The 20,063-nt window shown below is 72.3% G+C and carries 20 protein-coding genes and 2 pseudogenes; 4 read left to right on the top strand and 18 right to left on the bottom strand.

Annotation, left to right across the window (positions count from 1 at the left end; genetic code table 11):
• Nucleotides 1-189 precede the first annotated feature (189 nt).
• The 8 genes from C1N81_RS08135 to C1N81_RS08170 all read right to left on the bottom strand — a co-directional run bounded on the left by C1N81_RS08135 (nucleotide 190) and on the right by C1N81_RS08170 (nucleotide 7,366).
• On the bottom strand, nucleotides 190-936 hold the full coding sequence (locus C1N81_RS08135) for a class I SAM-dependent methyltransferase (RefSeq protein ID WP_394428031.1): 747 nt from the start codon (nucleotides 934-936) through the stop codon (nucleotides 190-192).
• A gap of 41 nt (nucleotides 937-977) precedes the next feature.
• Nucleotides 978-1,715, bottom strand: coding sequence for a lipid II flippase MurJ (locus tag C1N81_RS08140; RefSeq protein WP_394428032.1), 738 nt, complete (start codon nucleotides 1,713-1,715; stop codon nucleotides 978-980).
• A gap of 24 nt (nucleotides 1,716-1,739) precedes the next feature.
• A complete protein-coding gene (gene murJ, locus C1N81_RS08145; RefSeq protein ID WP_394428033.1) occupies nucleotides 1,740-2,516 on the bottom strand; it encodes a murein biosynthesis integral membrane protein MurJ in 777 nt (258 codons plus the stop codon).
• 76 nt (nucleotides 2,517-2,592) lie between these two features.
• The gene (locus C1N81_RS08150; RefSeq protein WP_394428034.1) at nucleotides 2,593-3,285 is read right to left on the bottom strand and encodes a response regulator; all 693 of its coding nucleotides are present in this window, start codon (nucleotides 3,283-3,285) and stop codon (nucleotides 2,593-2,595) included.
• 38 nt (nucleotides 3,286-3,323) lie between these two features.
• Nucleotides 3,324-4,571 carry a sensor histidine kinase gene (locus C1N81_RS08155; RefSeq protein WP_394437800.1) on the bottom strand — a complete coding sequence of 416 codons (1,248 nt, stop codon included), beginning with the start codon at nucleotides 4,569-4,571 and terminating at the stop codon, nucleotides 3,324-3,326.
• Between the two features lie 67 nt (nucleotides 4,572-4,638).
• Nucleotides 4,639-5,418 (bottom strand): ABC transporter permease, encoded by a 780-nt coding sequence (locus C1N81_RS08160; RefSeq protein WP_394428035.1) that lies wholly within the window; start codon nucleotides 5,416-5,418, stop codon nucleotides 4,639-4,641.
• Nucleotides 5,415-6,335 (bottom strand): ATP-binding cassette domain-containing protein, encoded by a 921-nt coding sequence (locus C1N81_RS08165; RefSeq protein WP_394428036.1) that lies wholly within the window; start codon nucleotides 6,333-6,335, stop codon nucleotides 5,415-5,417. Before C1N81_RS08165 ends, C1N81_RS08160 begins: the two co-directional genes overlap by 4 nt.
• A gap of 179 nt (nucleotides 6,336-6,514) precedes the next feature.
• Nucleotides 6,515-7,366, bottom strand: a complete 852-nt coding sequence (locus C1N81_RS08170; protein ID WP_394428037.1) for a DUF2637 domain-containing protein — start codon at nucleotides 7,364-7,366, stop codon at nucleotides 6,515-6,517.
• Between the two features lie 433 nt (nucleotides 7,367-7,799).
• Here C1N81_RS08170 and C1N81_RS08175 point away from each other — a divergent pair, with 433 nt between their 5' ends.
• The gene (locus C1N81_RS08175; RefSeq protein WP_394428038.1) at nucleotides 7,800-8,240 is read left to right on the top strand and encodes a VOC family protein; all 441 of its coding nucleotides are present in this window, start codon (nucleotides 7,800-7,802) and stop codon (nucleotides 8,238-8,240) included.
• Between the two features lie 49 nt (nucleotides 8,241-8,289).
• Here C1N81_RS08175 and gvpJ read toward each other — a convergent pair.
• Together gvpJ and C1N81_RS08185 are read right to left on the bottom strand one after the other, a co-directional pair.
• Nucleotides 8,290-8,574: pseudogene (gene gvpJ / locus C1N81_RS08180) on the bottom strand (gas vesicle protein GvpJ); the annotation flags it as partial.
• A gap of 255 nt (nucleotides 8,575-8,829) precedes the next feature.
• Nucleotides 8,830-9,537, bottom strand: coding sequence for an N-acyl homoserine lactonase family protein (locus tag C1N81_RS08185; RefSeq protein WP_394428039.1), 708 nt, complete (start codon nucleotides 9,535-9,537; stop codon nucleotides 8,830-8,832).
• A 141-nt stretch (nucleotides 9,538-9,678) separates the two neighbouring features.
• Here C1N81_RS08185 and wrbA point away from each other — a divergent pair, with 141 nt between their 5' ends.
• Nucleotides 9,679-10,278 (top strand): NAD(P)H:quinone oxidoreductase, encoded by a 600-nt coding sequence (wrbA, locus tag C1N81_RS08190; RefSeq protein WP_394428040.1) that lies wholly within the window; start codon nucleotides 9,679-9,681, stop codon nucleotides 10,276-10,278.
• Between the two features lie 39 nt (nucleotides 10,279-10,317).
• Here the strand turns inward: wrbA and C1N81_RS08195 are convergent, their stop codons facing one another.
• From C1N81_RS08195 to C1N81_RS08220, 6 genes are read right to left on the bottom strand one after another with little or no spacing between them, the layout of a single operon-like run.
• Nucleotides 10,318-11,979: a SpoIIE family protein phosphatase gene (locus C1N81_RS08195; RefSeq protein ID WP_394428041.1), complete on the bottom strand. Its 1,662-nt coding sequence runs from the start codon at nucleotides 11,977-11,979 to the stop codon at nucleotides 10,318-10,320.
• The gene (locus C1N81_RS08200) at nucleotides 11,976-13,823 is read right to left on the bottom strand and encodes a hybrid sensor histidine kinase/response regulator (protein WP_394428042.1); all 1,848 of its coding nucleotides are present in this window, start codon (nucleotides 13,821-13,823) and stop codon (nucleotides 11,976-11,978) included. Before C1N81_RS08200 ends, C1N81_RS08195 begins: the two co-directional genes overlap by 4 nt.
• Nucleotides 13,820-14,890: an ATP-binding SpoIIE family protein phosphatase gene (locus tag C1N81_RS08205; RefSeq protein ID WP_394428043.1), complete on the bottom strand. Its 1,071-nt coding sequence runs from the start codon at nucleotides 14,888-14,890 to the stop codon at nucleotides 13,820-13,822. The genes C1N81_RS08200 and C1N81_RS08205 overlap by 4 nt, the downstream gene beginning before the upstream one ends.
• Nucleotides 14,887-15,306: an ATP-binding protein gene (locus C1N81_RS08210; protein ID WP_394428044.1), complete on the bottom strand. Its 420-nt coding sequence runs from the start codon at nucleotides 15,304-15,306 to the stop codon at nucleotides 14,887-14,889. Before C1N81_RS08210 ends, C1N81_RS08205 begins: the two co-directional genes overlap by 4 nt.
• Complete coding sequence (locus C1N81_RS08215) at nucleotides 15,303-15,683, bottom strand: STAS domain-containing protein (RefSeq protein WP_394428045.1); 381 nt, start codon at nucleotides 15,681-15,683, stop codon at nucleotides 15,303-15,305. The genes C1N81_RS08210 and C1N81_RS08215 overlap by 4 nt, the downstream gene beginning before the upstream one ends.
• Nucleotides 15,680-16,528: an STAS domain-containing protein gene (locus tag C1N81_RS08220; RefSeq protein ID WP_394428046.1), complete on the bottom strand. Its 849-nt coding sequence runs from the start codon at nucleotides 16,526-16,528 to the stop codon at nucleotides 15,680-15,682. Before C1N81_RS08220 ends, C1N81_RS08215 begins: the two co-directional genes overlap by 4 nt.
• Nucleotides 16,529-16,703: 175 nt before the next feature.
• Between C1N81_RS08220 and arr the strand changes: the two genes are divergently transcribed.
• The gene (arr, locus tag C1N81_RS08225) at nucleotides 16,704-17,114 is read left to right on the top strand and encodes an NAD(+)--rifampin ADP-ribosyltransferase (protein ID WP_394428047.1); all 411 of its coding nucleotides are present in this window, start codon (nucleotides 16,704-16,706) and stop codon (nucleotides 17,112-17,114) included.
• Between the two features lie 165 nt (nucleotides 17,115-17,279).
• On the top strand, nucleotides 17,280-18,491 hold the full coding sequence (fabV, locus tag C1N81_RS08230) for an enoyl-[acyl-carrier-protein] reductase FabV (RefSeq protein WP_394428048.1): 1,212 nt from the start codon (nucleotides 17,280-17,282) through the stop codon (nucleotides 18,489-18,491).
• Nucleotides 18,492-18,500: 9 nt separating this feature from the next.
• Here the strand turns inward: fabV and C1N81_RS08235 are convergent, their stop codons facing one another.
• Nucleotides 18,501-19,160 carry an ATP-binding protein gene (locus C1N81_RS08235; RefSeq protein ID WP_394428049.1) on the bottom strand — a complete coding sequence of 220 codons (660 nt, stop codon included), beginning with the start codon at nucleotides 19,158-19,160 and terminating at the stop codon, nucleotides 18,501-18,503.
• Between the two features lie 31 nt (nucleotides 19,161-19,191).
• A pseudogene (locus C1N81_RS08240) lies at nucleotides 19,192-19,746 on the bottom strand (nucleotide pyrophosphatase); the annotation flags it as partial.
• Nucleotides 19,747-20,063 lie beyond the last annotated feature (317 nt).

Genomic DNA, 20,063 nt, shown 5'->3' on the forward strand with positions numbered 1-20,063 from the left:
GAAGGGCCATTGCGACCTATTTGCCGACCCCGGCGGGGTGCCTCTTATCGGCGGCGCACATGTATTCGGAATTCGGTGCCGCGCGGGTCCCCTGTGCTCAATGGGATTCCGGACGCCTGCCGGACGCCCATGCGGTGACGCCACCCGGACGACCACGCGGTCCGGCAGGCCGGCAGCGGCCGTCGCACGCTACCGCGCGGCGGGAATGCGGTAGACGGAGACGTGAGAACCCGCATCGGCGGTGAACGCGGCACCGGCCCAGTCCGCGTGCCTCGTCTCCCGTTCGAACCCGGCGAGCCGCGCCATCAGGTCGAGTTCCGCCGGCCAGATGTAGCGGTGCGGGCTCCGGAAGAGGCGCGCGGTCCGCCCGGCCTCCGCGAAGTCGAAGTGGTGGGAGACGACGTGCTGGGTGAGCACGTCATACGTGTCCAGACTGATGTGACCGGGCCCGGAGCCGAGGACGACGGCCTTCCGGTCCGGCGGCAGCTTGTGCACCTCGGGCACCCACAGCTCGATCACGAACCGGCCGCCGGGCCCGAGATGGCGGGCCGCGTTGCGGAAGCACTCGACCTGCTCGTCCTGGGTGAGCAGGTTGGAGATGGTGTTGAACACGAGGTAGACCAGGCTGTATTCGCCGGGGGCGACAGCGGTCGCCATGTCACCGATGACCACGGGGATCGTCGCCTCGTCGACCTTGGTCCGCAGTTGCTCCACCATCGGCCGCGACAACTCGATGCCGGTGACGGAGACCCCCCTCTCGGCGAGCGGTACCGCCACCCGGCCCGTGCCGATCGCGAACTCGAGCGCCGCCCCGCCGTCGGCGAGCCGCACGAGCCGCTCCACGGCGGGCCCCAGGACCTCCGGCGCGAACATGCCGGCCCCGGGCGTTTCATAGCGCCGAGCGGCATCGGCGTCCCAGATCTCCTCCTGCTCCATACACCCCAGGCTCACCGCGGAACCCGGCGATGTCCAACGAGTTACCGCGCCCCTCGCCCCGAACGGGCCGCCCCGCCCCACGAATTGAGCTCCTCCACCCGCAGCAGACGGGCCAGCAGCAGAAAGACGCCGAGCAAGATGCCGCCCCCGACGAACAGCGACACCGCCGCCCCTGGCACGCCGCCGCCCAGGCTCCCCCTCAGCACGAAGGCGGCGCCTCCGCCGACGGCCGCCGCCGGGGCTGCCGCGCCCGCCAGCCGCCCGTAGGTGCGCAGGACGCGCGCGCCGTCCAGGTCACCGCCCAGCCGAGCGCGCAGCCGCCGCCAGGCCACGACGACCCCGACGGCGAAGGCCGCCCCGTACGAGGCCGCCATCCCCGTCACGGCCCAGCGCGGCGGAAGCAGCGTGAAGCACAGCCAGGCGGCGCCCGCGTTCACCAGGGCCACGACGACGGTGTTGTAGAAAGGCGTCCGGGTGTCCTCGAACGTGTAGAAGCCACGGAGCACCACGTACTGCACCGAGTAGGGGACCAGGCCCGGACCGAACGCCATGAGGACGCGGCCGATCCCCCGGGCGCCCTCGGCGTCGGAGCCGGAGTAGAGCAGCGTGGCCATCGGCAACCCCACGGCTCCCGCTCGGCCCAGGACGGCGACATCGCCGCCGTCCGAGATCCGCGGGAGGACGGCGGTCATGACCGACACGGTGATGATGGCCTGCGGCATCTGCCAGAGCAGGAGCGCGTAGCCGGCGAAATGGACTCTGCTCTTCGTCCTCGTCAACCAGATCGGCATGGTGGTCGTGACTCAACTCGCCACCAAGGCGGGCTCGCTCGCCGAGCGGTCCGGGCACACCGGATCCGGCATCACCGCGTACAACCCCAGAGCCCTGCCGAGGCCGTGCCCGCGGAAGTCGAGACGGGGGCGGAGCCTGAAGCCCGCATCGCGCAGTGAGGGCAGCATCGCGAGTGCCTGCACGGCGAGGCCCAGCAAGGTGCCGAGCCCGAGCAGCCGCACCCCCTGCGGGGTGATGGTCTCCGGGCTCGTCCCGGATGAGGTGAAGTCCCCGAAGGCCCAGATGAACCCGGCGAACGCGGCGATGATCACGACGTTGTTGAGGACCGGGGTCCACATCATCGCCCCGAAGCGGCCCCGGGCGTTGAGGATCTGCCCCAGCACCACGTGCGCGCCCATGAAGAACATGGTGGGCAGACAGTAGCGGGCGAAGGCCACGGTGATGGCCATCCGCCGCGGGTCGGAGGCGATGTCGGGCGACATCAGATGCACCAGCGCCGGCGCCGCCAGCACACAGACGACGGTGACCCCGGCCAGCACCACGACGACCAGGGTGAGCAGCCGGTTGGCGTACGCCTCGCCCCCGTCGTCGTCGTTCTTCATGGCGCGCACCAGCTGCGGTACGAACACCGCGTTCAGCGCGCCTCCGCCCACGAGTACGTAGACCATCGTGGGCAGGACGTTGGCGACCTGGTAGGAGTCGTTTAGCACGCCCACGCCGATGGCGGCGGCCATCACGAGGGTGCGCAGGAATCCGGTGACGCGCGACACGACGGTGCCCGCCGCCATGAGAGCACTGGACTTCCTCAGGCTCTCTGTGGCACCGCACGCCTGTTGCGCACACCTCTCCCCCGCAGGCGCGTCTCTAGGCCGGTTCCACCAGCCTCGCGTCGTACGCGACGATCACCGCCTGGACCCGGTCCCGCGCCCCCGTCTTCGCGAGGATCCGGGAGACATGTGTTTTGACGGTGGACTCCGCGAGGTGCAGGCGTGCGGCGATCTCCGCGTTGGTCCACCCCCGTGCGACGACCGTGAGGATCTCGCGTTCGCGGTCCGTGAGCGCGGTGACGCGGGGGTCGGGCGGGGCCGTCGCGCCCGGTGCGGCGGGGAGGTGGCGGACGTAGGCGTCGAGCAGGCGGCGGGTCAGCGCCGGGGCCACTATCGCGTCGCCCGCCGCCACCGCGCGGAGACCCGCGAGGAGTTCCTCGGGGAGAGCGTCCTTGATGAGGAAACCGGAGGCGCCGGCCCGCAGTCCCGCGTACGCGTACTCGTCCATGTCGAACGTGGTCAGGATGAGGACGCGCGGGCCTGCCGCGGAGCCGGACGTGGCGGACACGATGCGACGCGTGGCCTCGATGCCGTCCATGCCCGGCATACGGATGTCCATGAGGACGACGTCCGGGCGCAGCCGGTCCGCGAGGCGGACGGCTTCCATGCCGGTGCCCGCCTCCCCCGCGACGCTGAGGTCGTCCTGGCTCTCCAGGAGCATGCGGAACCCGAAGCGCTGCATGGGCTGGTCGTCGACGACGAGGACCGACGCCGTCGTCGGCTTCGGCATCGGCGACGGCGACGGCGGCGATGACGCGGGGGGCGGGTTCACGTGAGCGGGTCTCCGGGTACGGGGAGGCGGGCGGTCACCCGCCAGCCTCCCTCCGCCAGCGGGCCCGCCTCAAGTGTGCCGTTGTAGAGGGAGGTGCGCTCCCTCATGCCGGTCAGGCCCCGCCCGCTGCCGTCGGGGGAGCCGCCGCGGCCGGTGTCCGTGACGGTGAGGGTGACGGCGTCGGGGGTGTAGGTGAGGGAGGCTGTGGCGGTGGCGCGCGGGCCCGCGTGTTTGAGGGTGTTCGTCAGCGCTTCCTGCAGGATGCGGTAGAGGGCGAGCTGGGTGCCGGGTGGTAGTGGGGCGGCGGATGGTGTGCCGGTGTGGGACAGGGCGACCGGGAGGCCCGCCGTGCGTACGCCGTCGACGAGGGCGTCGAAATCGGCCAGGGCGGGTTGCGGGGTCAACTCCGGTTCGGGCGGAGGGTTTTCCTCGCGCATCACGTCCAGGAGGCGGCGGAGTTCGGTCAGGGCCTGGCGGCTGGTCGTCGCGATCGCGGTGAGCGCCTGGCCCGCGCGTTCCGGGGTGCGGGCGGCCGCGTAGGAGCCGCCGTCGGCGAGGCCCGTGATGACGGAGAGGTGGTGGCCGGTGATGTCGTGCATCTCGCGTGCGATGCGGGCCCGTTCGGCGGCGGCCGCGAGCCGGGCCTGCTGGTCGCGTTCGACCTCGAGCCGGCGGGCGCGTTCGACGAGGGAGTGCGTGTAGTCCTGGCGGCTGCGGACGGCGATGCCGAGCGCGCAGACGACGACGAGGGACCAGAAGTGCGGGACGACCTGCTCGTCCCAGCTGCCCCGGGGATGGCGGACGGCCCCGACCACGACGGGGACCAGCGTCGAGGCGCAGGCCAGGAGCAGGGTGCGCAGGCGCCCGCGCAGGGCGACGTTGAAGACGACGCAGAGCTGGACCAGCGCCACCTGGAGCATGGCGCCGGTCGCGCTGTTCACGACGCCGGCCGCGACCATGACCGTCAGCGCCGTCATGGGACGGGTGCGGCGCCACAGCAGCGGGACGGTCAGGGCGAGGCCGATGACGAGGACGAGCGGGCCGGGCACCTGTGTGTCGGTCGCGGTGTTCTTCCAGCCCCCGCCCACGGAGTCGACGACGGCCGAGACTATGCAGAACCCCGTCAGGAGCAGGTCCCACACCAGCGGGCGGCGCCGGTCGAAGGCGCGCACCCGCTGAGCGGTGCCGTGCAGAAAACGGCTGGTACGGGGCTCGGACACGCGGAGTTCGGGCTCGCGGGGCACCGACTCGCGAGGTAGGGGCTCACGGAGTTCGGGCTCGCCGGGTACGGGCGTCACATGCTCATCCTGGTCACACGTCACGGCGCTTGAGAAGCAGTGCGGCCCCGGCGAGCACGGCGGCGGCCCATCCCAGGAGGCAGAGCAGTCCGACGGCGGGGGTGTGATGGCCGGCCAGCCGGGTGACCGTGCCGAGGGACTCCGCGGACCGGGCGGGGAAGTACTTCACGGCGCCCTGGACGAGGTCGTTGTCGATCGCCCCGAGCACCTCGGGCAGGATCATGACGAGGCCGACGAACGCCCCGATGGCGGCCGGAATCGAGCGGCACAGGGCGCCCAGGCCGAGGGCGATCAGGCCGAGGAGGGTGACGCCCGCCGCGTTGCCGGCGAGTGCGCCGACGACTCCGGAGTCCGTAAGGGAGAGAGCCTTGTCGGTGTCGGAGAGCCAGATCTGGGCCAGCAGGAACGTCACCACGTTGGTCGCGAAGGTCAGAGTGAACGCGCAGGCCGTGAAGATCCCGGCTTTCGACCAGAGCACGGGCAGACGGCGCGGCACCGCGGCCATCGTGGCACGCACGAGCCCCGTCGCGTATTCGTTCGCGGTGGTCAGGATGCCGAGGACGGCGACGCAGATCTGCGAGAGCTGCGAGCCGAAGAGGGTGAGGAGGACCGCGTCGACGTCGGCGTCGCCACCGTCGTAGGTACGGCCCATGACGAGGCCCATGCCGACCACCGTCGCGGTCGCGAGCCCCAGGGTCCACCAAGTGGATCGCAGAGTACGGAACTTGTGCCACTCCGCGTACAGGACACGGCGCGCCGTCACCGTGTGGGCGGCGGGGAGGGTCGTGGTCATCGTGCGGCTCCTGTCCGGGTGGCGGCCCGGTACTCGACCGCGTCACGGGTGAGGTTCATGAAGGCCTGTTCAAGGGAGACCGTCCGCGGGCTCAGTTCGCAGAGGGGGACGGCGTGCGCGGCGGCGATCCGGCCGATGCCGGGCGCGTCGAGCCCCCGTACGCGCAGGGTGTCCGGGGCTTCGGTGGTGACCTCGGCTCCGCTCAGCAGGGAGCGCAGGCGGGCGGCGTCCGGGGTGACGACCTTGACGTGGGCCGCGCCCGACACGCGGACGAGGTCGGCGACCGTGGTGTCCGCGAGGAGGCGGCCCCGGCCGATGACGACGAGGTGGTCGGCGGTCAGCGCCGTCTCGCCCATGAGGTGCGAGGAGATCAGGACCGTACGCCCCTCGGCGGCGAGGGACTTGAGGAGGGTGCGGATCCACAGGACGCCGCCGGGGTCGAGGCCGTTGACCGGTTCGTCGAGGATCAGGGCGGCCGGGTCGCCGAGCAGGGCGGCGGCAATGCCGAGGCGCTGTCCCATGCCGAGGGAGAACCCCCCGACCCGTTTACCGGCTATGTCGGTGAGGCCCGCGACGTCCAGGACGTGCTGGACGCGGGAGCGGGGGATGCCGTGGGTGTGGGCCAGCGCCATGAGGTGGTGGTAGGCGCTGCGGCCCGGGTGGACGGCCTTCGCCTCCAGGAGCGCGCCCACCTCGCGCAGGGGTGCGGGGTGGGCGGCGTAGGGGCGTCCGCCGATGGTGGCGCTGCCCGAGGTCGGGGCGTCCAGGCCGAGGAGCATGCGCAGGGTGGTGGACTTGCCCGCGCCGTTCGGGCCGAGGAAGCCGGTGATCGTGCCGGGTTCGACGGTGAAGGTCAGGTCCTGGACGACGGTCTTGTCGGCGTAGCGTTTGGTGAGGCCGTGCGCTCGGATCGTCATGGCAGGGACGATGCCGTGCGCCGCCCCGGCGGGTCGTCCGCCCCGGGCACCCGGCCTCGCAAGGTGCCGTAGTACCGGGGCACTACGGACCCGTAGGGCCGGTGGAACGCGGTGCTACGGACCGCGAGGGCCGGTGAAAGGTTCCCATTCGCGCCCCAGGCACCCGGCAGGCGCGCGGCTCACCGCAGATCCGGTCGCTTCCGTGCGGGTTCGGCGGCGCGGACGCGGTGGCGCGGGTGGCTCTGGCGTGGCGGGCGGCTCAGCGTGATCTGGCGCATCAGCTGCTGGAAGCAGACCAGCGAGGCCAGGGCGGGGAGCGCCGCGGTGGCCGCGTCCAGGGGCCGGTGTCCGGCCTGCGCGACGCACAGCACCATGGCGACGAGTGAGAAGAGCAGGACCACCGCCCAGGAGTGGGCGGCGCGGCGCCGGTGCAGTCCTGCCCGCAGGACCGAGAGGGAGGCGACGATCCAGGGCCCGTAGATCAGCAGGGGCCAGGCGTTGACCGTGTAGGAGGCGGTGCGGTGCACGGCGAGCTGGCGCAGCGGGTGGTAGCTGACCATGCCGCCGAAGACGCACACCACGGACACGGTGACGGCGGCGAGCGCGGCGATCACCACGCTGGCCATGCGCAGGAGGCCGCCGGACGGCCGTTTGCGGGCGCGGGAGTAGGAGCGGTGGCGGCGCACGGGCCGGGCGCGCGGGGGTGCTTGCGGCTCGGCGGCCGTGTCGTCGGACGCGGGGCCGGTGGCGGCGTCGGGCTCTTCGGTGTCGGGGGCGGCCGGGTCCGTCTCCTCGGCGAAGACGGCGATGCCGCCCGTCTCCGGGTCCGGCTCGGCGTAGGTCTCGTGGTCGATGGCCTCGCTCAGCAGGTCGGCGAGTTCCTCGGTCGGATCCCACTGCGGGCCCACGGAGTCGAGCGGCGCGAAGGGCGTTTCCCACTGCTGCGAGTGGCCTGGCTGTACGGGGCTGTCGGTGGAGGGGCCGGGGATGAAGGGCTGGGTGCGGCGGTGACGGCCTGACGTGTCATGCACGGGGGTGCCGCCGGGGGCCGTTCTGCGACCTGGCGTTCGCGGCGTCTCTTCCTGGCGGCGTGTAGTACCACCACCCCATACGGCTGGCGCCAGTTGCGTCGACACGTGCGACCGCGTCAACCTGTGCATCGGTTGCCGGACGTTCCGATCGGATCTGCCGCCGCACTGTCGTCATATTGCGCACAACCGTTCTTGCGCGGGGAAGGATGTGCGGCATACGGGTGGCCGCAAAGTCGCATTGTGGGCAATTCGGGCAAGCGCTTGATCGGTTCTGCAGCTCTGCACCGGACCGGCGCCTCCGTGGTCGTGACGGACCCGTTCAAGACCGCGGAGGCGGCGTGTCGCGGCTCCCGATGTCGAGAACATGGCGTCGGCTTCGTCCCTGAGGCAGGAGCGGCCGGGAGCGGCCGCGTCGTCGAGGAGGAGAGACAGCATGACGGTTCAGCGGATGGACAACGTGGGCATCGTCGTCGAGGACCTGGACGCCGCCGTCGCGTTCTTCGTGGAGCTCGGTCTGGAGCTGGAGGGCAGGGCGCGGATCGAAGGGGGCTTCGCCGATCAGTGCACCGGGCTCGACGGCGTGGTCTGCGACATCGCGATGGTCCGCACCCCCGACGGGCACAGCCGGCTCGAACTGGCGCGGTACGGCAGCCCCGCGCCGGTCGACGACGGGGCGCGCGACAAGCCGCACAACATCATCGGGACGCACCGGGTGATGTTCGCCGTCGACGACATCAAGGACACCGTCGAGCGGTTGCGCCCGCACGGCGCGGAGGTCCTCGGCGAGATCGCCCGGTTCGAGAACAGTTACCTGCTCTGCTATCTGCGCGGCCCGGCCGGGATCATCGTCGGGCTCGCCGAGCAGGTGAGCTGACGGCGTTCGGCGAGCGTCGCCGCGTGGAGCGGCCGTGGCGTCAGGCCCGGCGGGAGCCCGACTTGCTCCCGCCGCCCATCAGGTCCGGCAGGCCCAGGCTCCGGCTCGGGCCCGCTTCCAGGTCGAGGCGGTTGCACGCCTCCGCGAAACGCAGATACGTGTCGACGCTGGCCACGACGACCCGGATGTCGATCGTGAGGAGTTCGATGCCGATGACGGACACCCGGATGTAGGCGTCGATCACGAGGCCCCGGTCGAGGATCAGTTCCAGGACGTCGTAGAGGCCGCTGGTGCCGCCCTGTCCGCCACCCCGCCGCGCCGGGACCGTACTCATGAACTCGCCTCTTCTGGTCGGGGAGGAAGGCGGCCACCACGTGAGTGCCGGGCGCGTCAGTGGCGCCCGGCCCGCGAACGTCGTCACCGTCAACAACCTCATGGGGGAGGTCAGCTGCCGGGTGTCCGCACTGTCACGCCGCTCATGCGTCCCGCCCCTCACCGTCGCGTGCTGGAGCCTGCCTCTCGTTTGCCGTGCCCCGTGCGTGTGCCCGGCTCCCGGTGGATCAGTCCTGTCAGGCGGCCCGCTCCCGCGTCATCGCTGCTCCGCGGGTTCCCAGACCGAGCAGTCGTGGGCGAACAGCACCCGGCGCGGGTCGAACTCGGCGAGCCGCGCCAGCCAGGGCGCGTGCCCGGGCAGCGGTTGCTCCGTGCCGTCCAGCGCGGCGCGGCGGGCGAGTTGGTCCGACCCGAACTCGGAGGCGAAGTCGTGCGCCTGGCCCGCGAGGACCACGGTGCCGTCGCTCTGCCTCAGGACGAGCGACTGGTGTCCCGGGGTGTGTCCGGGGGTCGGGACGATCCGGACGCCCGGCAGGATCTCGGCCTCGCCGGTGAGGACCTCGTAGGACGCGCCGGGGAAGTCGACGAGCGCGTCGATGGTGTAGTCGCCCCGCCGGGCGGCGGCCAGCTCGCTCTCCTGGACCAGGATGGGCCTGCCGCCCAGGAGGGGGTTTCCGCCGCAGTGGTCGAAGTGGAGGTGGCAGTTCACGACCAGGGAGATGTCGCCGAGGGCGACCCCGGCCGCGGACAGCGCCTCCGGCAGGGCGCGGCGCCGGGGACGGTAGTGCGCCTCGGCGTCGGGATCCCCCGCGCCGATGCCCGTGTCGAAGAGGATCAGCCCCCGCTCGTGCCGCACCAGATAGGCGAGGACGGGTTCGACGCGCGGTCGCGGGCCTCCCGTCTCCGCCGCGGGCCGGACGAAGTACCCCAGATCGAGGCGGCGCACCGCCATGCTCTTCCCCATGGCGGCCATCCTGCCCGGACCGGCAGGCCGGCGCGTGCGTTCGGCGGACACCGGGCGGCTCGACGGCGTGTCGCTTCATGGCCGGGCGGTTTGCGGCAAAAGTGAGGTCTCCGTCCCTTCGCCCGAGTCAGGAGCCCGTCCATGAGCACGCGCGTCGCTGTGGTCTATTACAGCGCTACCGGAAACGTCCACCAGTTGGCCCAGGCGGTGGCGGAGGGGGCCCGGTCCCGCAACGCCGAGGTCCGTCTGCGCCGGGTCCACGAGCTGGCGCCGGACACCGCCATCGACGCCAATCCCGCCTGGCGCGCACACGTGGACTCCACGAAGAACGAGGTGGAGGAGGCGACGCTCGATGACCTGGAGTGGGCGACGGCGTACGCGTTCGGCAGCCCGACCCGGTTCGGCAACGTCGCCTCGCAGCTCAAGCAGTTCATCGACCTCGCCGGAGGGCAGTGGCAGGCGGGTGTCTTCCACAACAAGCCCGCCACCAGTTTCACCTCCGCGATGAACCGGCACGGCGGCCAGGAGTCGACCATCCTGTCGCTCAACAACGTGTTCTACCACTGGGGCTGCCTCATCGTCCCGCCGGGCTACACCGACCCTCTCCTGTTCGCCGCCGGCGGCAACCCCTACGGCACCAGCTGGGCCAGCGGCGGGGGCGAGACCCCCGACGAGGCCACGCTGGAGGCCGCCCGCTACCAGGGCCGTCACCTGGCGGACATCGCCGAGCGCCTGCGCTGACCGGCGCCGCCGACCGGCCGGGCCCGACGGCCCGGCCGCTCACTTCGCGGGCAGTTCCCGGGTCGCGAGGGTGATGAGGGCGACGTCGTCACGTCCGGTGGGCGGCAGGTGCGTGAGCAGGTGGTGACACATGTCCTCGGGTGCGTCGGGCCCCTTCGCGGCGATGGCGGCCAGCCGGTCGAGGGACACGTCGAGGTGTTCGCTGGGATGCTCGATGAGCCCGTCTGTCGTGAGGATGAGCAGGTCACCGGGGTGCAGCCGGATGGTGCCTGCGGTCGGCTGCGGAAGTCTGAGGCCCAGGAGAGGCCCGTGCCGGTGGTGGTAGGTGGGTTCGGTGGCCGGGCCGAGGTGGAGCGGCGGCAGGTGTCCGGCGTTGGCGATGTGCAGGGTCCGGGCGCCGGTGTCGCTGTCGGCGTCGGTCTCGAGCAGGGTGATGCACAGGGTGGCGGTGACACCCGGCGCCACGGTGGTGAGGAGGGTGTCCAGGAGCTGGAGGATGACGTGCGGCGGATGCCCTTCGAGGGCGTACGCGCGCAGGGCGTGGCGCAGCTGACCCATGATCATCGCCGCTTCGAGGGAGTGTCCCGCGACGTCGCCGATGGCCGTGATGAGTCCGCCCGGGGTGGTGAGGACCTCGTAGAAGTCGCCGCCGATCTCGGCCTGTTCGCTGGCGGGCAGGTAGCGGACGGCGAGCCGGGCGTGGGGTGTGTCGGGGAGCGCCTCGGGCAGGAAGCTGCGCTGGAGGGTGAGCGCGAGGGTGTGTTCCTCGCTGTAGGTGCGCAGGGTCTCCAGGGCGAGGGCCGTGGTGTGGGTGACCTGGGCGAGGAGTTCCTCGTCGTCCTGGGAGGCGGGTTCGGCGCCGTGTGCCCCCGCGCCGCCGTGCGGGGCCTCGGCGTCTTCCGCCGCGTCGGTGGTGCGGGCGGGGCCCGCGGGGTGCGGGACGGCGATGCAGGTGGGCGGGCGTGCGCCCTTCGTGCGGGCCGCGGCGAGGAGGTAGCGGCGGCCGTCGAGGGGTGAGGTGTAGGGGGCGACCTGGACTCCGCCTCCGCTCAGCAGCGTCGCCGCCTCCGCGAGGACGTGTGCGTCCGGCTCCGCGGGTGTGTGCGGGTGTTGCGAGGTGTGCACGGTGCCGTCGGGCGCGGTCAGTGTCACCGTGGCGGGACGGCCCAGGACGGTGGCGGCGCCGGTGGCGGCGGCGCGGGCGAGGGCGGCCGTGTCGGGGGCGCTGTAGAGCGCCAGGGTGGCGCCGTGGAGCTGGTGGAGCCGCTCGGCGAGGGTCTCGGCACGGCGGCGGGCGCGGGTGTACCGCAGGGTCGCCGAGAGCGTCGCGATGAGCTCGTCGGGCGCTATGGGCTCGGTGAGGTAGGCGTCCGCGCCGCGGTTGAGGCCCTGGGTGCGGTCGGTGGCGCTGACGGCGGTCGCGGAGATGTGGAGGACGGGCACGCCCTCGGTGCGCGGGTTCGACTTGATGCGTTCGCACACCTCGAAGCCCGTCAGGTCGGGCAGCTGCACGTCGATGATCGCCGCCTCCGGGACGACGGGCGCCGTGCGGAGGAGTTCGAGCGCGCTGGTGCCGTCCTCGGCCTCGATGATGTCGTGTCCGGCCCGGCGCAGGGTGGTGCCGAGGACGTAGCGGGCGATGGGGTTGTCGTCGACGACCAGGACGAGCGCGGGTCCGCCGTCGGCTGCGGTGTACGTCATGGCTGATCGGCGTCCTTGTCGAACGTCGGGGCCCCGGCGCTCTCCTCGCCGCCCGCTCCCCGGCCCGCGGTGAGGGCGGCGGTCAGCGCGGCCGCCGTGAGGTGCGCCTTGGGCAGGATGGTCCGGCCGCGCAGCCGTGCCTGGTCGACCTCGTGCGGATCGGCGGAGCTGAGGACGACGACGGGCAGGGCTGCCGTGCCGGGGTCGGCGTCGAGCGCGGCGAGGAGCGCGTAGCCGTCGGGCGCGGGCATCATCAGGTCCACGACGACGGCGTCCGGGCGCAGGTGCCGGATGGTGTCCATGGCACGGGTGCTGTCATTGATCTCGGTGTGCTGATCGGCGAGTTCGCACAGGAGGGGGCGCAGGGCGGCCAGGGATGCCGGATCGTCGTCGACCAGGACGACCGAGGCGAACGGACGGCGCGCCGGGGGCGCATCGGACCCGTCCTCGGCGGCGGTCCGGTCGGCCGTCGCGAGGGGTGTGGGCCCGGGGGGCCCGGCGGGCAGCTCGACCGTCACCAGGGTGCCGTGTCCGGGGCGGCTGGTGAGGGTGAGCCGGCCGCCGAGGATGCTGGTCAGCCGTCGGGCGTAGGGCAGCCCGAGGCCCGTGCCGGCCCGGCCGCGCTGATGCTGTCCACGCACTTGGTAGAACTCCTCGAAGACTTTCTCCACCTGGTCCTCTGGAATACCCACCCCTGTGTCGCGCACGCTCAGCACGAACCAGTCGGTTTCGTCACGTCGCTCCGCGGCGACCGCCAGCTCCACCTCACCGTGCTCGGTGAACTTCAGCGCGTTGGACAGGATGTTGCGCAGGACGCGGGTGAGGATGACCTCGTCGCTGATCAGCTCCACGGGCAGCCGCGGATCCGCGATGCGCAGGGCGACGCCGGGGCGGGTCATGCCCTGCATGGTGCCCCGCAGCAGATGCAGCAGTGTCCGCAGGTCGACGGGGGCCCAGTGCGGGTCGATACGGCCCGATTCCGCCTTGGCCACGTCGAGCAGTTCCTCCACGAGCGCCAGCATGGTGGTGCCCGAGGCCGAGATCATGGTGATCTGCTGGCGCTGCTCGTCGGTCAGCCGGTCCGACTCCGGGGCGAGCAGCAGCCGGGCCAGGGCGATGACCGAGTTGATCGGGGAGCGCAGTTCGTGGCTGACGTTGGCCCAGAACCGGGTCTTGGACTCCGACGCCTCCCGGAGCTGGCGGGACTTGTCCTCCAGTTCGGCGTAGAGGGCGACGACGCCGCTGTTGGTCTCCTCCAGCTCGCGGGCGAGTTCGGAGTACATGGCGACGACGCCGCTGTTGGTGTCCTCCAGCTCCGCGTTCAGACGGGTCAGTTCGTCCTGCTGGCTGCGTGACTCCTCCAGGGCCGCGAGCAGGTTCCTGTTCTGCAGCCGCAGGACCTCGCCGAGGTCCACGCCGTCCACCGTCTGCAGAGCCGCGCGGCAGGCGGCCGCCACCTCCTCGGGGTGCTGTCCGGTGGCGGGCGCCTGCTGGGCGAAGACGACGCCGTGCCCGTCCGGGGCGACCGCCACCCTGTCGAGCAGCCGTTCGGCGGCGGCGGCGACGCCCCGGCTCAGCGGTCGCGCGCCGCTCCAGGCGAGCCGCGCCTCCACGCGCAGCCCGCCGGCCGTCGCGAGGAGGCCGAGGCGCCCGCTGAGCCCCTCGGCCCCGAGCAGGTCCTGGCCCGCCTCGCTGAGGACCGTCGCCATCCGTACCAGCGTCGACCCCTGCACCCCGACGGCGCGGCACACCGCTTGCAGGCAGCGGCGCATCATCAGCACGCTCTGCTGGTCATCGAGGGCGGTGGCGTACAGCTCGTACGCCCCCGCCGGGGTCTCGTTCATCGGGACGGTACGGGGACCACGACGATGCCCGCGTCGTCGCGCCGCAGGCCGGCCTGGTTGAGGATCTGCCCGGCGATCACCGCGGGGTGGCGCCGCAGCAGCCCGGGCAGGTCGGCGGGCGACCAGCGCTGGTGCAGCCCGTCGGAGTGCATCACCAGGGCGGTGTCCGGCTTCAGGTCGGCGGAGTAGGTGCGGACCGTCGGGATCTGCGCGCCCACGATCCCCGGGTGCGAGAGGAGCGCGGACCGCCGGGACTCCTCGACCATGAACGCGCTGATGTTGCCCACGCCGCACAGGTCGACGCGGCCGGCCCGCGGGTCGAGGCGGGCGACCGCGAGAGCGGCGCCCCGTGTGCCCCGCAGCCCTTCGTGCAGTTGCCGCAGGAGGTCGCTCGGGTGCTCGGCCGTCGACTGCCGGAAGACCTGGCGGGCGCGTTCACCGACCCGCGCGGCGAGCGGCCCGTGCCCGAGGCCGTCGCACATCAGCACCATCAGCGGGCCGTCGTCCGCCGCCGTGCCGGCCCGCACCGCCCAGGTGTCGCCGCACACGGTCTCCCCGCTGATGGGCCGCGTCAGCCCGGCCGCGACCGGACGTGCGTCGACCCCGTCCGTGCCCTTGTCACCGGTGAGGCCGTACGTCAGGGAACGGTCGGCGTGGAAACGGGCGAGCAGGACGGTGCCGCGCCCCGGCAGCGAGTGCACGTCGAAGGTGTCGGCGAGCCGCTCGATCGCGCCGAGGCCGATGCCGAGCGTGCCGCCGCTCGAGTAGCCGTCGCGGACCGCGCCGGTCAGGTCGGCGATCCCCGGCCCGGTGTCCAGGCACAGGCACTCGACCGCGACGTGGTTGCCCATCCGGCTCGTGCGCAGGGCGATGGCCCCGTCGTCGGCGTGCCGTACGAGGTTGGTGGCGATCTCGGTCACGGCCAGCGACACGTCGGCCACCCGGCTCTCGGCCAGGCCGATCCGGGTCGCGAGCGCCGCGGCCTCCCTGCGGGCGGTGGCGGCGAGGGCGCCGCCCGCCCTCAGCCACACCACGTCCTCGGGTTCGATGACCAGATAACTGCTCACCGGTTCCACTTGACCACTCTCACCGTGGTGCCCTGCGGGCCGGTCTCCAGATCGAACTTGTCGACCAGTCGCCGGGCACCGCTGAGCCCCAGGCCCATGCCGCCGCCGGACGTCCACCCGTCGGTGAGCGCCAGCTCGACGTCGGGTATGCCGGGGCCCTCGTCCTGGAACTCCACCCACACGCCCTTGCGGCTGCCCTCGGTGGTGATACGGCTGCGGATGACTCCGCCCTTGCCGTACACCACCATGTTGCGGCCCAGCTCACTGGCGGCGGTGACCAGCTTCGTCTGCTGCACGAGCGGCAGCCCCGCCTGCTGCGCCATGGTGCGGACCATCTGGCGCGCGGTGACCACGTCCGAGTTGCCGGCGACGGTGACCGACTCCGCCGGGGCTCCTTCGGCCCCGTACTCGCTCATGCTCCGACGCCGGACTCAGCAGCACGCAGTCCGCGCAGGAGGGCGAGACCCTGCTCCAGGTTGAGAGCGGTCCGCACTCCCTTGAGGGACAACCCCAGCTCCACCAGCGTGATCGCGACCGCGGGGCGCATACCGCACACGATGGTCGTCGCACCGAGGATGCGGGAGATCGACGCGATCGTGGCCAGCATGCGGCCCACGAACGAGTCCACGATCTCCACGGCGGAGATGTCGATGATCACGCCGTGCGCGGCGGACGACACGATCCGCTCCGACAGGTCCTCGTGCAGGTCGAGGACCGTCTGGTCCTCGAGATCCGTCTGGATCGACACGAGGAGCACGTCGCCGATCTTCATGATCGGAACTCGCTCGCTCACAGCGCGCCCCCGGCCGCGAGCGCACGCTGCCGCTCGGCGTCGGCGAGGGCGAAGCGCAGGGCGTCCGCGAGGGTCGCCTTCGTCGGGATGTCGCCGAACTCGACCCCGAGCGCCACGAGGGTCTGCGCGATCTGCGGGCGCACACCGGAGATGGTGCAGGTCGCGCCCATCATCCGCGCGGCCACGACGGTCTTCAGCAGATGCTGGGCGACCTGCGTGTCCACCGTCGGCACACCCGTGATGTCGATGATGGCCTGCGTGGAGTTGGAGTCCACCAACGCCTGCAGCAGCTTCTCCATCACCACCTGGGTCCGCGCCGAGTCGAGCGTGCCGACCAGCGGCACGCCGACGACGCCCTCCCAGAGCTTGACCACCGGCGTCGACAGTTCGAGCAGCTGCTCCGCCTGCGAGGAGATGATCTCCTCACGCGTGCGGGCGTGCTCCTCGACCGTGAACAGACCGAGATCGTCGAGCAGCCGCGCCAGCGCCAGGTAGGCGTCGCTGCCGTCCTTGTCACCGGTCAGGCTGGGCTCGAGGACCTGCTTCAGCGCGAACACGCTGACCGCGGTCTCCGTCGGCGTGAAACCCTGCCGCGCGCGGTTGCGCGACAGCTCCACCAGCAGGCTGCGCACCTCGCCGAAGGCGCTGCTGCGCCCGGCCAGGCCGCCCCCGGCGACCGCGTTCGTCAACGCGTCGTACAGGTCACCGAGTTCGCGCGCCAGCTCGGCATCGCTCAACCGGCCGTGCAGCGTCGCGCCCACCGTGCGAACCCACGTCGCGACGAACTCCTCACGCTGTGTCGTCAGGAGTTCGTGCAGGCGCTGCGCGCCTATCTCGCTCGCCATGTCAGCCCTTCAACCGGATGCTCAAAACGTCAATCTGGCTGAGGATACGTCATCACACGCCCCGTTTCGCGGTCGCCCCCACAGGGCCTGCCCGGAGTGATATGGCGGGTTTTCGCGCGGGCGACCGGTGCCCCGGTCCCTCGCCCTCGTCCCGGCCGGTTGGTAGCCTGCCGCGATGCGTGAGGTGCTGGACGAGGGGCCGTTCTTTCACGGGACGAAGGCCGATCTGCGGGTCGGCGACCGGCTCACCGCGGGGTTCCGGTCCAATTACCGGCCCGAGATCGTGATGAACCACATCTATTTCACGGCATTGCGCGACGGTGCGGGCCTCGCGGCCGAGCTCGCCGCGGGGGACGGGGACCCGCGCGTGTACGTCGTCGAACCGGTCGGAGAGTTCGAGAACGACCCGAACGTCACCGACAAGAAGTTCCCCGGCAACCCCACGAGGTCCTACCGCAGCAGGGACCCGCTCCGCGTCGTCGGCGAGGTCACCGACTGGACGCGCCAGACGCCCGAGGCCCTCCGGATGTGGCGGGACCGGCTGGCGACGATGCGTTCGGAAGGGCGCGCCGAGATCATCAACTGAGGGGCCGGGACCGCGGCGGGGGCCAGTGGGGAACCCACCAAGGCGGGCCGTGCAACGTTGTGGCTCCGGGGATCCCGGTGTGCGCGGGCCTGGCAGCAGACTGGCGGGACGGGGTGGCCGAGGCGGCCGCCGCGCCCTTGTCCACGACGACACCCGGGACACACCGTGAGCGCACGTGTCATTGCGCCGCAGAGCCGGGGCTTCCTCTTCCTCGACTCCCATCCGGACGGCTGCGCGCGGTCGGTCGAGGCGATGTGGCGGGCCGTCCCCCGGCCGTCCGCCGCCTCCGGGGGCGAGGGACCGGTGGCCCTGGTCGTCGGCTCGTCCGCCGGGTACGGGCTGGCCGCGACCGTCGCGGGCCTTGCCCGCGCGGGGATCCGCGGGATCGGCGTGTGCTTCGAGAAGGCGCCCGCGCGCCGCACCGGAACGGCCGGCTGGTACCGCACCGCGGCCACCGCGCGGCTCGCCCGGGAGCACGGGCGGGACATGGTGTTCCTCAACGGCGACGCGTTCGGCGACGCGATGAAGGAGCGGGTCGCGGACGTGCTCGCCGAGCGGTTCGGGGGGCGGCTCGACCACCTGATCTACTCCGTGGCCGCGCCCCGCCGCACCGACCCGGACACCGGCGCCGTGCACGCCTCGGTCCTGAAGCCGGTCGGCGCGCCCTACACCACCAAGACGCTGGTCTTCGACGAGGACGGCGCCCCGGGGGTGAAGGACGTCACCACCACCCCGGCCGAGGGCGACGACGTCGAGCGGACGGTGGCGGTGATGGGCGGCGCCGACTGGGAACGGTGGATCACCTTCCTGGGCGACCGCGCGCTGCTCGCCGACGGTTTCTCCACCGCCGCCCTCTCCTACATCGGCTCGCCGCTCACCGCGCCCATCTACCGGCAGGGCACCATCGGCGCCGCGAAGGCCCATCTGGAGGCCACCGCGCGCACGCTGCACGAGCGTCTCGCCAAGACCGTCGGCGGCCGGTCCTTCACCTCGGTCAACGCCGCCGCGGTCACCCAGTCCTCCACCGCCATCCCCGGCATCGCCCTGTACATCGGACTGCTGCGCGGCGTCCTCGGCGCCGACATGGTGGACCCGGTCGGTCAACTGGTCGACCTGTGGGACCAGTTGACCGGCGTCCGGCCGCTCGGCCTCGACGACGAGGGGCGGGTCCGTCTCGACGCCTGGGAGCTGGACCCCGCCGTGCAGCGCGCCGTCGCGGAACGCTGGTCGAACGTCACCGACGCCACCCTCGGCGAACTCGCCGACCTCGACTGGTTCGGCGACGAGGTCCGCCGCCTCTACGGCTTCTCCGTGCCCGGCGTCGACTACACGGCCCCCGTCGAGACCGACGTCCCCTGGCCCACTCCCCCGCTCTGACCTGCCGCCTCAGCGCCGGTCGTCGATCTCGACGGAGAGCCTCGGCCATGCCGCGACGAGCCGTGCCAGGTCGTCGGCGGTGAGGGGGTGGGCCGTGCGCGCGGCCTCGCCGTCCGGCAGGAAGTGGACGACGGTCCCGGTCGTGCCGTCACCGGCGAGCGGTTCGAGGCCGGTCGCGGGCACGCCGTGCGCGTAGCGCTGGGTCCAGGATCCGTCGCGGCGGCGGTTGGTGTGCACGAGCCAGGTGCTGAGCGCGGCGACGACGGACATGCCCCGGCGGGGGTGGGTGTCGGGCAGCGGCGGCGCGCCGGGGTCGTCGAAGAAGCGGAGGTCCTTCGTCGCCATCACCGGCTTCTTCACGAGCCGGCCGTGTGCGTCGCGGCGGGTGTCGGTGCCCCGCCCGTCGTCGCCGACGGCCACGGAGCCGTCGGCGTACAGCGTGATCCGGCACCGTCCGCCGCCGCCGCTTGCGGCCTCGTCCGCCGCGTAGGCGACGACTTCGAGGATCAGGTGCCGGAGCCCGCCGGGGGCGAGGACGGCCGGGCGCTGCCGGATGTCCGCGAGGTGGTCGAGGTCGACCGTGCCCGCCCAGTCGTGCGTGGTGTTGCGCCAGGCAGCCCTCGGGGTGCCGGGTGCGCTCGGTGTGCGTGGCGTGCCGGGTGTGTCCATCCGAGGAGTATGGAGCCCGGCACCCCGTCTCTCAGCTCGGGGCGATCCCGACCCCGTCGACCGTCCAGAACCAGTTGTTGCCCCCGGTGCAGCGGAACCGCACCTTCGCCCTGCTGACCCCGCTGGGCACCTGGAGTGTGAGGAGCTCGGTGCGGGAGGAGGTGTCGGCCGTGTACGTCTTCACCGCCACCGGGGTGCCGCCGTCGTAGGAGACGAGCACCTCGCCCTTCTGCGGCGCTTCCTGCCGGTAGAAGGTGGTGTACGTGAGCGTCGCCGGACGGCCGCCGGTGACCGGGAAGTCCGGGCTGACGAGGGTCGAGTCGAAGGTGCCCGAGACGGTCCTGTCGGACCATTCGTCGCCGTCGGCCACGGCGAAGACGTCGCGGGCCCTGATGTTGGACTCGCGCTGCTGGTCGCGTTCGGCCTTGGTCCAGAACTCGTCCGTGGTGAAGGACCAGCCGCGCCACTCGGTGACCCCGCCCGTGCCCATGGCGGAGTTGTCGACCGACCAGCCGCTCGGCGGGGTGTGCGTGAAGCCGACGGTGCCCGCGCCGATCCCGGTCTCGTCGACGGGGCCGGTGAGTTTCGCCCCTGAGGAGGGTGCCGTCCAGGCCGATGACGAGGACCTTCGGGGTCTTCGCGGCGGCGGACGCGGTCGCGGGAAGGGTCAGGGCGAGCGCCGCGGTGGCGGTGCCGACGAGGAGTGAGCGGCGGGAGACGCCGGGGGTGCGAGGCGGCATTGCGGTCCTCCGCTGATGGATCGGGTGGTGGGTCGGATGGTGGGTCGGATGGTGGTCAAGGCCCCTGAGTGCACAGCAGCGTTGGACCAGACCCGTTATCTTTCGGTGACACGTGGACGAATAGCCATGGACATTCACGACAGGGCCCTGGGCTCACCTTCCG

The sequence above is a fragment of the Streptomyces sp. SGAir0957 genome (assembly GCF_043523415.1).